Origin of the sequence: Novosphingobium kaempferiae (genome assembly GCF_021227995.1) — a bacterium.
In the GTDB taxonomy this organism is placed as follows: Bacteria; Pseudomonadota; Alphaproteobacteria; order Sphingomonadales; family Sphingomonadaceae; genus Novosphingobium; species Novosphingobium kaempferiae.
Window position 1 is genome coordinate 887,584 of record NZ_CP089301.1, and the last position, 15,356, is coordinate 902,939.

Sequence of the window (15,356 nt, forward strand, 5' to 3'; positions counted from 1 at the left end):
GGGCGTTTTCAGAACGGCTGCAGGTCGCGTGGTTAAAGAGGCAGACAGTCTCGGTCTCGCGCCCAATTCAGTCGTACATCTCGCCAAGCTGAGATCCTGAAACCAGTCGTAGATGGCCAAGGGGCTATTACCGTGTGTTGCTGCTTATGAAGGCGTCCGCCAGTTCGGAGCCCCGATCGGCGAGGCCCACTGTCGTTAGCAATAAGTCAGGGCTTCGAATTCAAAGATCGTTTACCAAGAGAACAAAGGCTCCGGGTGAGTGACGCCACGGAGACTTCCAGATCAATCGTGCATCTTTGCAAGACTAAACCTAACAATGGAAAAATGAAGGGGCATGAGAGCGCCATGCTCCTTCAAGTTTCAATGGGTCACGGGAGGTTGTGAGCCCAACGATCAGGCAAGTATCCTTGCACCGATAGCGGATAAGGGTTGGGGACCCTTAGTATTCGAAGCCTAACGAAATCCCCCAAGTGCGGGCGACCTCGCGGCTTGCGAACGCGAAGGGGCCGGTGATCACCTTGCGATACAGGCGGCCATCGCTGTGGAAGGCGTTCTGCACGAAGACCGAGAGATTGAACTTCTTGCGATCATCCAGTTCGTGTCGATAGCCAATCGAGGCATCCACGGTCGCATAATCGTTGATGAAATCGCGGTTCAGTCCGGTGGTATCGCGGATGATCGAGGTCGCGAACTTGTCGGTCCATTTGTAGTTGGCGTTCAGCAGCAGTTCGCCACCGGTCGCATCGAGCGGGATCGTGGCGTCGCCGCCGAAGCTGACCGACCATTTCGGCGCATAGCGCAGATTGCGCATGTTCTTGATGTCGACGCCGCCGGATAGGAAGGAATCGTACTTTCCATCGATGTAGCCGACGGCCGCGCGGAAGTTCAGCCAGCCGGTAGGCGCCAGCTGGAATTCACCCTCGACACCCTGCAGGGTTGCCGATGCGGCGTTCTGGACCTGTGTCTGCGTGAGCAGCGGATTGGTCGGCGAAGCGCTGATAACCTCTTCCTGCTTGTCCTTATACTCGGCGCGGAAGATAGTGACGTTCGCGCGGGCGCGGTTCCCCCAGAAGCTGGTGCGCAGACCCGCTTCGTAGCTGTCCACGGTTTCCGGGTCGTAAGGCCCGATCGCGGTGGTGACAGTAGCGCGGCTGTTCCATCCGCCCGAGCGGTAGCCACGCGACCAGCCCGCATAGATCATGATATCGGGCGTGAACCGAAAATCGACGGTTACACGCGGGGTAAACTTGCGGAACGTGACGGACGGGTCCGAGCAAGGACCGTAAGGTGAGGTGGCATCGGGGCACTGGCCGGTGATCGCGCCGCTGGTGGGATTGCGGAAGCGGATGTAGAATTCCTTCTGCTCGTACGTGTAGCGCCCGCCAATGGTCAGGTGCAGGCGATCGACCGGCTCGATGTAAGCTTCCGCGTAGGCGGCATAGGCGTCGAGGTTCTGGCCCGCGTCGTAAAGCTGCGAGGGCGCGCCGGCGACGGCTGCGGACGCGACGAGATCGAACTTCGATTTCATGTAGAACAGGCCCGCCACGAAATCGAAGGCGCCGCCAAAGTTGCTGATCGCCCGCAATTCCTGGCTGAACTGGCTGGCTGTCTGATCGCGCCGCGCGATATAGATTTGCGCGCCGCTCGCCAGCGGAGCCCCGCCGGTGTTCTCCACGTTGAGCGAGTCGCGCTGCTTTGTGTAGTTGGTGATGGATTCGATCGAAATGCCGTCGATCGCGTCGAGCTTCGCGTTCAACGTCCCCGAGGTATGCCGCAGGGTGGAGAAGAACGGGTAGTCGCTGAGCGCGACCTTATAGCCGCTGTCCCGGATCGTCTGGCCTTGCGTTCCAATGCAGGCTCCGAACGCGATACAGAAAGTCTGATTGCTGGCCGACATCGGCACCAGGCTGGGATAGTGCGACTTGTCGTTGATATGATCGATCGACAGCGTCGCGTCGAACGTGTCGCTGGGCTTCACCCGCAGTGCCCCGAAGAGCGAGTAGCGATCGATGCCATCCTCATGCTTTCCGTCGCTGAGGCGCCGCGTGAAGCTGTCGCTGCGCTCGCGGTAGCCACCGATCTTGAGGCCGACGGCATCCTCGACGATGGGCGCGTTGGCGATGGCCTTGTATTCGCGCACGCCATAGCTGCCGACCGTGACCTGCCCCTTTAGGCCCCAGTCCATGGTCGGTTTCGTACGCTTGATGCTGATGACGCCGCCGATGGTGTTGCGCCCGAACAGCGTTCCCTGAGGACCGCGCAGGACCTCGACCGATTGCAGGTCGAAGGTGTCCATCATCGCGCCTGTGTTCGAGGCGAGGAAGACGCCGTCGATCGACACAGCAACGGCAGGTTCAAAAGCCCGGTCCAGATCGCCGAAGCTGATACCGCGAATGGACGCAGACATGCCGCCCCCGGTAAAGGGATGCCGCCCCAGTTCGACGTTCGGCATGAAGCGCTCGATCGAATCCACATCGGGAATGAAGCTGCGCTCGATCATCGCGGCATCCATCGCCGCCACGGCGACAGGCACGGTCTGCAACGATTCCGAGCGCGCGCGGGCGGTGACGATGATCTCGCCGATCCCCACGGCATCCGCGCCGGTCTGGGCGCTGGGCTGCGGTGCGGATTGAGTCCCCGATTGCCCAAATGCCGGCGATGCGCTGATGGCGACCATGCTGGCCGCGAGCAGGTATCTCTTTTTCATTGTGTTATCTCTCCCCTCGTTATTGCCGTTGGCCCGAGCCGCCTCACCAGTCTGGATCAGCGCGCACTTTTCCTGTCGCGCCGCCAAGGTTGCCGGCACGGGCTGTCCGATCTTCAATCGTGCTATTCAGTCTCCTACCGCCCGGACCGGGCTGGCGGGCGCTACCTCATCGTCCGGTCCACTGCGGCGCGCGCTTCTCCACGAAAGCGCGCGGCCCTTCTGCGTAATCTTCCGTCTGCGACAGGCGCTCGAAGGCCACGCGCGTGGCAAGAATGGATTCGTGCTCGGGAATGTCCGCAGCTGCGCGCGCGACCTGCAAGCTTTCCCGCACCGCGACGGGGGCATTGCCGCAGATCGCCCGAGCGAGGTCGAGGGCCGTTCCGACCACCTCGTCGGCGGGCACGACGCGGTTTACGAGGCCAAACGCTGCGGCTCGATCCGCCGCCATGGGTTCGCCGGTGGCGATCATTTCGAGGGCGATCGCGCGCGGCACCTGAAGCGGCAGACGGTAGATGCCGCCCGCGCCCGCCATAAGCCCGCGCTTGACTTCCGGCAGGCCCAGGACCGTGGTGTCGGCAACGACCCGCATGTCGCAGGCCAGGGATATTTCCAGACCGCCGCCCAACGCGCTGCCTTTAACCGCAGCAATCCACGGCTTGACCCGCTTCGATTCCACGAAGCCGGCAAAGCCGCCGTCCGGGGTGCTGAGTTCATGCCCGCGCCCTGCCGCCACTTCGGCAAGGTCGGCACCGGCACAGAAGGTCGGGCCTTCCGCCGAGGTTATGACGACCGCCCAGATCTGCGGATCGGCCTCCGTGCGCTTGACGATATCGTCGATCATGCGCGCCACGGCGCCGTTAATCGCGTTGCGCTTTGCCGGACGGTTCAGCGTTACCAGCCCGATATGCTCATCGACGACTTCGAAAAGCACAACGTCATCCACCATTTCGATCATTCATCGCTCCAACGCCAACCGGTTCAGGCGCCGACCATCGGCCGGCCTCGATCGCAAGTTGAAGAAAAGTCCCGATCGGAATGATGACCAACATCACCCCGATTGCGTGAAATCGATGGTTGCGCGAATACGCAACGCCAGGACATCCTCAACAACTCTTGTAGAAAGCGCTCTTCCCGGCGCCATCTTACCTGTCGATGCTATGGGCCGCGGCACAAGACGTCTAATATGTATCAGTGCGCCGTTGAGATCATATTCTTATCAAGGCTGTGCTTCACGAACGTTTCGGCCAGACCCCAAAGCGCATTCACGGTCGGGCGTTCATCATCTTCGCGGCAGGCAAGGTGCAGCGCGAAATTGAAATCGGGCTCGTCGATCGGGACGACCCTGAGGTTGGGCGCCGCAAACGACGGCACATGCCACTCGCTGACAAGAACCGGGATATGCGCCTTTTCGACATGCTGGCGAATGCCGCAGGTCGACGGCTCCGGCAGAGCCACCAGTTCGATGTCATGCGCGGCCAGTCGCAGGGCAAAGCTGTCGAAGAACGCCGGATTGATCTTGCGCCGGAAGCTCGCCACCTGCCGGCCGCGAAGGGCGGACAGCGGTATTTCCGCTCCCCAGCCCGCCGCCTGTTCCGCCTCGACCAGCACGGCCCAGCGATAGCGCGCGATATCCAGGATCTTGCAGCCACGCCGGTCGATCGGCCCGACGGTAAAGGCCATGTCGATTTCGTGCTGGGCCAGAGCGTCCAGCAATTGCGACGTCCAGGCGTTGACGATCTCCAGCTCCATGCGCGGGTAACGGCTTTCGAAACTGTCGATCAGCATGCTGCGCGCCGGTATTTCTCCCGAGAAATCCGGAGCGCCCAGCTTCAGAAACTGCGCCTGCTGGCCGAGAATCTCGCGCGCCGCTTCAGCGGCATCGTGCGCGGCCTCCACGTAAAGGCGCGCCGGTTCGAGAAACTCCTTGCCCTGCCGGGTCAGGACCACGCCGCGGTTGCGGTTGCGGAAGAACAGCTGAAAGCCGATCTGCTCCTCCAGCTTGCGGATCTGGACCGAAAGCCAGGGCTGGGCGACGTGCAGCTTCTCGGCCGCCCGCGTGAAGGAAAGCGCATCGGCAACCGCCACGAACATGCGGACCTGTCGAATATCTATCGTCATCACCGTTGCGCTTCCTCTCCTAAAGGACGCCCGTTTATCCGGGCTTTGTCCGTGCTCGTTTCATCATCGCCTCAGGCCATGGTCCAGATCGCCAGACCGTCCTCGCCCGTGGCGACCGATCCTTGCGCGCCCACCGGCTGGCCCTCGTCCGACATCAGAAAGGCGATCGCCTCCGCATCGGTCTGCGGCACCCGCGCCAGGAACCGCGCACCGGCAGGAGACCGTCCGACGATCGTGGCGTGACGCGGATTGCCGTACCGGTCGAAGGGGATAGTGAAGGTTTCGATAGTGCCGGGACCATCGTAGGTCTGCAGCAGCTCCGGCGCCTTGCCCCGCCGGGCATCGGCCTGCGGCTGAACGTTGTAGTCCTGCGGGAAGGTTCCGGCGGGAACCGGCTTGCGGCTGAACACCATCGAATGGCTGTGCGTCGCATAGCCCCCGTTCGCCACGATTAACCCGTGTTCGCCGCCTTCGCGCAGCTTGGCGACCATGCGCGCCGCGGCGTGCATCATGCAGTTGCCGATCGGGCCGCCGCCGAACGTCAGGCCGCCATAGACCGAACACGGCTTGTCCAGCGGCCAGTCAAGCACCCGGCGGGCCAGCTTGGGCACGATGGGAAAGCAGGAGTAAAGCTCGACATGATCGATGTCGCGCGTCTCCAGACCGTTGCGCTCCAGGGCCGACGTCACCGTCGTCTCCAGGCTGGTGGCGCGCGCATAGCTGTCGCGCAGCAGGAAATCGTCATGCTCGTGCGCCGCCGCGCCGGCGCCGACATAAACGATCCGGCTTTCGTCCACCCCCAGTTCGCGCGCCTTGGCCAGACTGGTGATGAGGATCGCCGCCCCCATGTTCACGCTGGAATTGGCGACCATCATCTTGGTGTAAGGGAAGCTCACCATGCGGTTTTCGGGCGTGGCGCTGGCGATCGTCTCGGCGCTAACCGGCTTGCGCAGCCAGGCATACGGATTTGCCGCCGCGACCGCTGAGAAGCTCTCTCCGATCGCGCCGCTTTCCGCCTGCCCTTCCGCCAGCGTCTGCCCCCAAGCCGCGCGGGCGGCGTTCTCGTAGAGCGGGTAGACATCGATGGGCGTGAACAGGCCATGCAGGCGGGCCAGGGGTTTGGCCGCCGCTTCGGCAACGTCGCTGATCGAGACTTTCGGGGGCTCGCGGCCGGCCGCGATCTCGGCCTGTGCGCGCTTCGCGGCGGTCCGCAGGGCTTCTCCGCCTACGGTCGCCGCGATTTGAATCTCTCCCTTGCCGATCAGGTTCGCGGCATCGTTGATGAGCTTGATCGGCCCGTCGCCGCTGGCCTCGTACGTCTTGACGCGCTGCGCGGGACGGACTGCCATGCGCTCGGCAAGCTGCTCCTGCGGGGCGGGGTCCGGGAAGGAAATCTGATCCTCCACGCCCAGCCAGTCGAGGGCATCAAGCACGGCCACACCGGCATCGGCCTCTGCCGCCTTGAGCGCCGCCAGCATCAGGCCAACGGAATCGAGCCCGTCGAGATCGTTCTCGGGGCGGTCGAGAATCTCGCCGATACCGATAAGGACCGGGACTCTCGTTTCATCGACATTGGAATTCATGCATCTCTCCTTTTCAAGGCTAGCTTGTGGACGACGCAGATATCCGAACCTTTCCCGATGCATCCCGGTTCGCTGCCCGGAACATCATCACCAACGGCCCTTCGGCCGTTCATCCTCTTCCTTCGTTTATGGGAAAGGATGCTATCTGGCCGAAGGAAGAAGAGTCAAATCTGCGTCACAACAGGTTGGCTGTTACTTGTGCTAGGTCTTCAGGCGGCGATGTCCTCACCACGCCCCTCGCCGCGTGCGACCATACCCGCGATGTCCGGCGCCACTCCCCGCAGCACCTTGGCCACGACGAGGCGATCAATCTCCTCTTCGGAAAGTGCCAGCCAGTCGCGCACGACCTCGAGGCTATGCTCCCCCATCAAGGGTGCGGGCGTGCTGGGCAATTCGCCGATATTGGCCGATACGGCGTGAAACCGTTCGGCAATCACCTCTTCGGCCAGATGGGGGTGATGCTCGACGCGCAGCAGGCCGCGCTCACGAAAGTAGGGAAATTCCGGCAGGTCCGCGATCCGCAGCATTTTCGCCGCAGGAACGCCGGCGGCCTGAAGCCTGTGCATCGCCTCGTCCGCACCCTGACCGGACATCCACCCACGCACGCATTCCTCGATGTAAGCCCGGTGCTGCAATCGTGCCTCGCGATCGGCAAAGGCTGACGGCCATGGCGCATCGACCGGTTGGATCACCGTCGCCAGCGCCTGCCAGTCGTCGTCGCCCCGCACCGTGACCACGCACCACGCATCGTCGCCCCGCGCCGGGAATACGCCCCAGGGCGCATCGCCGGGCGTTTCCCAATCCGTGATCCCCTGATCCTGCCCGGCGATCTCTGCCGCGAAGTGATCGAGCATCACGTCCAGCTGCGCGATGGACGCCGTTCCCCCCTCGCCCGTGTGCAGCTTGCGGTACAGCAGCGCCAGCACCGCGACGGTGCCGTAGCGCGCGGCTGCATGGTCGGGATAGATCGTCACGGTGTCGCTGTAGGCCTGCGCGTCATCCGGATAGCACCACTTGCTTGTCAGGCCCGAAGCCGCCCTGACGAGCGGGCCATAGCCCATGCGGCCCGCCCAGGGCCCATCCGCGCCGAACGCACTGCTGTCGACCATGATGATACCCGGATTGACCCGGCGGATCGCGTCGTAGCCAAAGCCCAGCGATTCCATCGTTCCCGGCTTGAAATTGGACAGGATGACGTCCGCTTCCTCGGCCAACTGCAGGAACAGCGCCTTGCCGTCCGGATGGCGAAGATCAAGGCCGAGGCTGCGCTTGTTCCGGTGCCCTGCGGCAAACCCCACCGACAGCCCGGTGGGCAGATAGGTGTGCCGCGTGCCATCCGGGAAAGACGCGCTTTCGATCTTCACGACGTCTGCGCCCAGATCGGCAAGCAGCCGGCTCTGCTCGCCGCCGACCACGATCACGCCAAGGTCGAGCACCTTCAGGCCCGCCAGGGGCTGCGCAGGCGTGCCCCGGCCCCTGCGCTTGGGTTCGCCAGCCGCTTCCTGTCGCGTCTGAACGCCGCGGTCTATGCCGATCACCCCGCGCGGCATGCGCAGGACACGGCCATCGGTGAGCGGGTATTCCCCAATCACCCCGCGCGTCTTCACGTGATCGGTCGCGAGGCACTCTTCAAGGGACAGAACGCCGGAAATGGGCACGCCCTGCCGGGCCCCCTCGCTCTCCAGATCACTCCAGCTGCGGTCGGCGAAGAAGTCCGCGAGGCATAGGGCCAGTTCGCCTGACGCCTGCCGCACATCGATACGGTTATACTCCGGTCCGGAAAACTCTACCGGAGAACCAAGCCAGCGGTGCATGTTCTGCCATTGCCGGGGCGCCAGCACGCACAGGCGCACATGGCCATCGGCGCAAGGGAAGATCGGATAGAGCGTTCCCGGCTCGGGGCGGCCGGGCGGAAGGTTCCGGGCGGGCCGCCCCAACGTCGCGCTGCCGGCCAGACCGAAGCCGGGATCAAGCCCCTGCACCGCACCGTCCAGAATCGAGAAATCGATGTGATCGCCGCGCCCCGTCGCCTGCGCGGCATAGAGCGCCGCCATCCCGACGTAGGCGGCCTGCGACATCGCGCAATTGAAGGCCAGCTTTCCGGGCGGCAGCAGTGGCGCGCGCCCGGCGAGCCCGGAACGGGACAGTTCGCTCGAAAGGGCATGCAGAACAGGATCGGTCGCCTGCCAGTCGGAACAGGCATTGCCGGTGCCGAACATGCTGACGGTCATCCACGCAGCGCGGTCGGCAAGCCCTGCCGACAGACGCTGCTGAACGCTATTCAGCCCCGCCGCCGGTGGATAGCTCACGATGACGAGATCCGCCTGCTGTGCCAGACTGCGCAGCCGCGCTTCGCCATCGGCGGTATCGGGATCGATGCATATGCGCTCTTTACCGGCATCCGCCACGGCCCGCGCGATCGCCTCCCGGCCATCGGACGGGACGGACGGCGTTTCATCGCGCTGAAGCTGGATCACGCGCGCGCCCAATTGGGCATAGATGCGCGTGATCGCGCTCACCGGCCTGTCCAGCATATCGAGAACCGTCAGCCCCGCGAGCGGCCCGGCGGCGAAATTGAAGCCGTCATCCAACATCACGGCTGACACCGCGCTGCACCCATTGCAGTCATCCACGTTTCCCAAGGCTATTATCGAAAGAAGCTCGGGAACAATCCGGAACGCTTTAATTCCTGTCCAATACGCAAACGGCGAAAGTCGATAAGGATTTCATATCAATGACAGCACTCTTGGAGTGGCTTAATGCCACATAAAGGCGATCAACTTTTGATAAGACATCGATTATCAAAAGATTTCTCAAACATATTGGATGCCCGCCGCAGCACTGTGTACCCGAGGTACCTTCGAAGCCGTGCAATCCGATGCGGCTGTAATAAACCGAGCGAGAGAGCCTGATGAACACAGCCAGCGCCGAGCCGATCGCGCGGCGCGCGAAACAGCGTGCCGCGGCCTGGATCGCCACGGTTGCCATGTCGCTTGCCTTCACGCTGTCCTATATCGACCGGCAGATCCTGAGCCTGCTGGTAACCCCGATCAAGCTGTCACTGGACATGAGCGATACCCAGATCGGTATCCTGCAAGGGGTAAGCTTCTCGATCTTCAATGTCCTGGCCACCCTGCCGCTGGCAGCGCTGGCCGACCGTGCCCATCGCCCCAGGCTGATGGCGATCTGTATGGTCGCATGGAGCATCGCCACTTGCGCGTCCGGCATGGCCTTCAGCTTTGCCGCGCTGATGGTCGCCAGGGTCGGCGTCGCCGTGAGCGAAGCCGGGCTCCCTCCCGCCGCGCAGTCCCTGCTTGCAGACTTGCACGACAGGCGCGGTCTGGCACGCGCAACCTCGATCTTCATGCTCGCGCCGTTCGTTGGCGGAGGGCTGGCCCTGATGCTGGGCGGCAAGCTCTACGCGGCGTCGGCGGCATGGGACATGCCGACGCTCGCAGGCTTGTGGACCCCTGAGCGCTGGCAGGCTATTCTGCTGATAGCCGGCCTACCGGGCCTTGTCCTTGCACCGCTCATGCTGCTCGCGGTGCGCGAACCCCGAACGGCTGCGCCTTCTCTACCGGTGGCGAGCGCAAGGAATGCACTCGTTGCGTTTCTTGCCGAGAACAAGGCGTTCTGCCTGCCATACATGCTCGCGATCGCGCTGCTCGTCACGTTGCTCAATGCGATCGTGTCATGGATGCCCACCGTCCTGATCCAGCGGCATGGGGTGGACGAAGCGACCGTCGGAGCATCCTTTGGCCCAGCCTTTATCATCGCGGGCGCTTTGGGGACCATCATCGCTGGGTGGGTGGTTGGCCGTTTTCCCGGTGAGCATATGCTGAGGCGCACGACACGCCTGATGTGCGGCGGCACCTTCGCGATGATCGCACCGGCGGTCATCGCGCCGATGGCGAACAGCCTGGTTCAGACCATCGCCCTGCTGACGCCGGCGATCTTCATCCTCAGCGCCGTGATCAGCATGAGTTCGATCCCCTTCCAACTCATCGCGCCGGCCGAACTGCGCGCAAAGGTGCTGGCCGTCCTGTCGATTTTCGCTGCGTTCATCGGCACAGGAATGGGGCCGCTGGCGGTCGGCAGTTTGAGCGATGCCATTTCCATAACGCAGGTATCATACCCGCTGGCGACTTCGCTTTCGCTTATGGCAGGCATATGCACGATCGCCATCACATTGTTACTTTTATACGCGTCGCGGAGGTGTCCGATAATTAAAAATAATATGTCGGCAATTACTTTACAATACGTTGGTCGTGCTGAACCTCTCACTAATCAAGAAACGGGCAATAAGCTTAATATCGGGCCCGATTGATGGCTGCGCACTGGTGGTATGTACTGAGGAGTTTTGTCGATTTCGTCCCCCTCGATTTGTAACGCCGCGATGGCAGCATCCCATGTTGTAAACTCCAAACCTGCCGGTCCGCAGACGGCAAAAGCCGCCGTTCCGGCAGAGGTTGGGGAACGGCTCGATGTGTGAAGGGTCGTCTAATCGCGCGTCATAGAGCAAGTCCTTTCTGTGTTTGGTTGTTGTTCAGCGTCATGGCGCCATCGCTGTATGCCGGGAGCAGGGTCGTCTTCGCGGTCGGCATTGGCCGCCGCATGATGGGGTTCGCGGGAAGAGCCTTCCAATGTTTCGGGCGCACTCAGCTTAAATAGCTGTGCAACCCTTCGAGCGGAATGGCTCGGCCCACGTCCCCGGCAGGGACATGACGCCGGCGGTCAGATCATGAACGCCAAGGAGAAATGAGCAAAACGCGGGCAGTCATGCTGTTGCACCTATGGCAGGGTCGAAGAGTTCGCCCGATTTGAGCATGGTATGCATAATTACGGCCAGCTTGCGGGCAACGGCGACCGCAGCCCGCTTGAAGCCAATCCGTTCCCTGAGCTTCAGCCCCCACTCTCGCAGACCGCTATCGGCCTGGCTGCGGGTGAGAACAGTCACTGCCGCCTCGTAAAGTAATCCGCGAAGGTGCTTGTCGCCGCGTCGGGAAATATGGCCGTCGTAGTCGATCTCACCCGATTGATAACGTCGGGTCGTCAGCCCGAGCCAAGCTCCCACTGACCGGGATTTCTTGAAGTTTGCCGGGTCTTCGATGGCCGCCATGAACGAAGTGGCAGTGATGCTACCGACTCCTGGGATCGACATCAGGATCTGACAGTCTTGGCTTTGCCGCGCCTCACTAATCAACTGGCGGCTCAGTTCAGCCACATGCTGACGCAGGCTGCGCCAGCTTTCGAGAAGGGGCAGAATGATCCGAGCCAGAGAGGCCTCCTCCGCCAATAGATCCCGGACGTTCTTCTCGAAGACGCTTCCTCGACCGGCGGGGACAACGAGACCGAAGGTCTTCATGAGGCCGCGGATCTGATTGGATAGCTCAACCGTGATCTGTACCAATCGCGTGCGGGCCGCGACCAGCGCGCGCGTCAACATGCTGTCGAAGGTCTTCACCCTTACCTGCTTGAAATAGCCAATCTCGGCAAGCTGGGCCAATCCATCCGCGTCATTCGCGTCGGTCTTATTGGGTGCCATGTCGAGCGCCTTGGCCGCATGTCGCGCATCAATGCAAATCGCCGGTAGCCCTTCAGCTGTTAGCGCATGCCAGAACCACACGGAGAGCGGACCAGTCTCGAAAACGATCCGTGCGACCCCGGGCGCACGCTTACGCACGAGCTGGGCAATGACCTTGGGATCGGAGGCACACTTGCCGCGCCATATTCGCTTGCCTTCGCACCGGATCGAGACCGCGGTCTCTTTCATCGACACGTCGAGTCCGATATACTTTGCCAAGACTGTTCCTCCATGGATGCTTGGGCCCGGTGTCCATCGTGAGCCCGTATCTTCATCCTATCGGGGAACAGTCACCTGCTACTACACCCACCGGGCGTCAGGACGACTCGCTCCCGCGATTATCCCATGTTTCGGGCGCTTGCGTACGAAAGCCTCCAGTGCAGGAACCCGCGGGCCCCACGCGCTGGTCTATGGGTAAAGCTTTGGGATGGTTCTGAAGGGTAAGCGCGTCCGCTTCGGAAGTGTACCGGTCGGCGTGATGAGCGTGATTTCTAGCAGCGTCAGACCGCGATCTGCGGCTTTTACCAAGGTCGCTGCGCAATGCACCCGCTTTATTTCCGGGATGGGCACCTCGCCCTTCTTCTGCACCCGCCCCTTCAGCCCAACCATCGAGGTGGACATCACGGCACGGCGCTAGGCCTCAAAGCGGTCGGGCCAGAGGACTCCGTTGGCGATTCCGGGTTCGTCCTCGATCGTGATGAGGAGCACGCCTATTGCTTGGGGAGCGCTGCTCGAACAAGCGAATATCGGATGATAATCCACGATGCGAATAACGAACTAGGGAGTACCGTCGGCTTGTTCGATCGCTGACGAAATGCCCTCGCGCGCTTCAAACCTGTGCCGTCTATCGGCGGACCCGATCCGGCCGCCGACGATCGCGACCTGGGTACGATTGCGCACCTTGAGACGACGCATGAGGGCGGAAACGTGGACTTTGACCGTCCCTTCGGCAATGCCCAGTTCCTGCGCAATCTGTCGATTAAAGAGGCCCGAACAGACGCAGCGAAGAACCTTGATCTGCGTAGGCGTCAGGATGGAAAAATCCGGCAGCTCCGGTTCACCTGCATGAACGCCGCCGTCATCCATATGCACTTTGCCGTTACCTTGCATCACTCTCACGTCGCATCGCAAACGATACTCCTCTTTTCCATTGCCGATCACCTTTCGTCCTGCCCAAAGCTGCCTGCACCAGAAATGCGGCATGGCAAGCGCCCCCCGCCGCTGCCGTGTACGGCTGCGTCCATCGTAAAGTGGTCAATGGTGCGAACCGCAGTTGTTTCCCGCGCCGCTGGCGGAAATGATTCCGCGCGCGGTCGCGGGCCAGCTATCCTCCTTCACAGAGGTATTGTCCCGGATCGTATTGTTCAGGTAGTCGCTCCATTCACCATTGAGCCGACCGCTGTTGTACCAGTTGCCCATTGCCGAATTGTCCATGGCCGTGCGCCGGGGCGCGATATGCGACTGCGAATTGAGGTTGAGCCAAACACCGCCGACCTTGTCGATTACGTTTTCGCGCACGGTCACATAACGCGACCCTTCGTCGAGATAGATGGCGATCCCGCCGGAACCCGCTACATCGGTAATATAGTTTTCGGTGATCAACGCGCCCGGGTCTGCAGAGAGGTGATAGATCGCCCCACCATCCGGGAACCATTGCTTTACCCGAGCGATCCGGTTCCCCTTTACGACGGTGTCCCGCAAGGTGGTCGGCGTATCGTAGACGATATTGCCCGGCTGGTCATAGTAGCCACGTTGTTGACGCCAGTATTCCGCACTCCCTCCCGGATCGTTCGCGCCCCAGCCCCAGCCCACGTCGATCCCGTCGTAGGGTGTATCCGAAATCTCGTTATTGAGAATGAGAGCCCCGGATGCATACGTAACAAGGATTGCCGACTGTTCCTTGTAGTCGGCGGATACATGATCGATCCGGTTGTTTCTGATGAGGATGTCGCGAAGACCCATTTCGGGCCGCGAAGGGTGATGCGCGTCCGGCTCGATGCCGCCGACCATGATCGCCCCTCCCGCCAGATCGGAGAACCAGCTGCAGGTGACTTCGATAGCTGATGTGCCCAGCCCGATACCGCTTTCATTCGCCTCGGGATTGTTGCCGATGCCCAGCGCGATCTGGCCCAGCTGAGAGAAGCGATCGTTGTCAAAAGCCACGCGCCTCGCCGCTGCGACCTGCACTGCCGCCGGTTGCTGCTTCCATTTGTTGCGCATCCGTTCGAATGGCCAGCAGCCCCAACTGCAGTCGCGGATGGGGTCGGCGGGATAATCCGTCAGCTCTCCGGCCAGATAGGAGCCGCTTTGCTGGCTGGGATAGCCTCCCGGGCCTGATGGCCCTTCCCAGCTCGTGTGGCTGAACTGAAGTCCCCGGAACTGCAGGTCGCGAACCGGCTGTTCATAAGTGCCGCTGATCGAAACGAGATGATCGAGCCGGGGCAGGATCGCCTCGGTACGGATCATATCTTCCCCCGGACGCGGGCGATAGTAAAGAAGCCCGGCATCCGCATCCACGAACCACTGGCCCGGTTCACGCAGGAAAGCGAGGGCATTGCCCAGGAACATGCGGGCGACGTCGGCGGAGACAGGCCGCGCGAGCGTGTCATAGCCGACCAGATTGTTGCGCCATCCAGGCTGTTGCATGACGATGCGGTCGCCCTCTATGCGATCGACGACGGCATGGCGATGCGTGAACCAGCTCATACCCTCCACTTCCATCCGATGCTGGCCCGGCAGGCTCGCCAACATTCCCCAGGAGGCATCGGTTATCTGCAGGCCCCAGGTATGGAAGGTCACGGCATTGCGCGGGATTTCGATTGCGGCGCGAGGCGCAAGGCGGCCGTTCACCGTGATTTGCCGGGGAGCGAGCCCCTTGGGAATTTTTGCCGCCCAGATCTCCCTTTTGCGGTCGGCCAGATACCAGCCGCTCACCGGAAGGCCGCCGGAGAGGACCGGAAACGCCGTCCCGGTTCCTTCCCATCTCACGGTGAATCCGTTCTGCCCGCCGTCGGCGGGAGAGAAGCGGAGCGGCTGTTCGAGCCGATATGTCCCGGGCGCGAGTTTGACGGTGACGTCGTGATCGCGGTTGTTGGCCCGTACCGCCTTCTGGGCGCTCTCGAAACTGCGGTAAGGCCGGTCGGGGGAACCATCGCCCTCATCGGGTCCCGAAGGTGCCAGATAAATTTCTACCGGCACCGGCGCCGGTCGATTGGGGATGACGATCTTGTGTGCCTGCTCCGCGATCCGCGGTGTGGTGGAAGCGGCGGGCAGGTCGGGCAAGGCAAGCTCCTGCGCCGACAAAGCCCCGGGAACAAGAAATGCGATCGCTCCGAACAATGCCTGCCTCAATGCCATCTCTCCT

At 62.2% G+C, this 15,356-nt stretch carries 9 protein-coding genes and 1 pseudogene; 1 reads left to right on the forward strand and 9 read right to left on the reverse strand.

The window, feature by feature from the left end; genetic code table 11:
• Positions 1-439: 439 nt before the first annotated feature.
• The 5 genes from LO787_RS04255 to LO787_RS04275 all read right to left on the reverse strand — a co-directional run bounded on the left by LO787_RS04255 (position 440) and on the right by LO787_RS04275 (position 9,002).
• The gene (locus LO787_RS04255) at positions 440-2,824 is read right to left on the reverse strand and encodes a TonB-dependent receptor (protein ID WP_232494612.1); all 2,385 of its coding nucleotides are present in this window, start codon (positions 2,822-2,824) and stop codon (positions 440-442) included.
• Positions 2,825-2,873: 49 nt separating this feature from the next.
• A complete protein-coding gene (locus LO787_RS04260) occupies positions 2,874-3,662 on the reverse strand; it encodes an enoyl-CoA hydratase/isomerase family protein (RefSeq protein WP_232494613.1) in 789 nt (262 codons plus the stop codon).
• A gap of 233 nt (positions 3,663-3,895) precedes the next feature.
• Complete coding sequence (locus LO787_RS04265) at positions 3,896-4,825, reverse strand: LysR family transcriptional regulator (protein ID WP_232496257.1); 930 nt, start codon at positions 4,823-4,825, stop codon at positions 3,896-3,898.
• A 71-nt stretch (positions 4,826-4,896) separates the two neighbouring features.
• Positions 4,897-6,408 carry an acetyl-CoA acetyltransferase gene (locus LO787_RS04270; RefSeq protein ID WP_232494614.1) on the reverse strand — a complete coding sequence of 504 codons (1,512 nt, stop codon included), beginning with the start codon at positions 6,406-6,408 and terminating at the stop codon, positions 4,897-4,899.
• 209 nt (positions 6,409-6,617) lie between these two features.
• Complete coding sequence (locus LO787_RS04275; RefSeq protein WP_232494615.1) at positions 6,618-9,002, reverse strand: CaiB/BaiF CoA-transferase family protein; 2,385 nt, start codon at positions 9,000-9,002, stop codon at positions 6,618-6,620.
• Between the two features lie 317 nt (positions 9,003-9,319).
• On the opposite strand from LO787_RS04275, the gene LO787_RS04280 reads away from it, so the two are divergent.
• A complete protein-coding gene (locus tag LO787_RS04280) occupies positions 9,320-10,735 on the forward strand; it encodes an MFS transporter (RefSeq protein WP_232494616.1) in 1,416 nt (471 codons plus the stop codon).
• 450 nt (positions 10,736-11,185) lie between these two features.
• Here LO787_RS04280 and LO787_RS04285 read toward each other — a convergent pair whose 3' ends face one another.
• The 4 genes and pseudogenes from LO787_RS04285 to LO787_RS04295 form a co-directional block, all read right to left on the reverse strand.
• Positions 11,186-12,211: an IS110 family RNA-guided transposase gene (locus LO787_RS04285; protein WP_232494617.1), complete on the reverse strand. Its 1,026-nt coding sequence runs from the start codon at positions 12,209-12,211 to the stop codon at positions 11,186-11,188.
• 348 nt (positions 12,212-12,559) lie between these two features.
• Positions 12,560-12,709 (reverse strand): annotated as a pseudogene (locus tag LO787_RS26220) (OB-fold nucleic acid binding domain-containing protein); the annotation flags it as partial.
• A 60-nt stretch (positions 12,710-12,769) separates the two neighbouring features.
• Positions 12,770-13,078 carry a helix-turn-helix domain-containing protein gene (locus LO787_RS04290; RefSeq protein WP_232496258.1) on the reverse strand — a complete coding sequence of 103 codons (309 nt, stop codon included), beginning with the start codon at positions 13,076-13,078 and terminating at the stop codon, positions 12,770-12,772.
• A gap of 168 nt (positions 13,079-13,246) precedes the next feature.
• Entirely contained in the window at positions 13,247-15,349 is a 2,103-nt protein-coding gene (locus LO787_RS04295; RefSeq protein ID WP_232494618.1) for a right-handed parallel beta-helix repeat-containing protein, read from the reverse strand.
• Between the last annotated feature and the right edge of the window lie 7 nt (positions 15,350-15,356).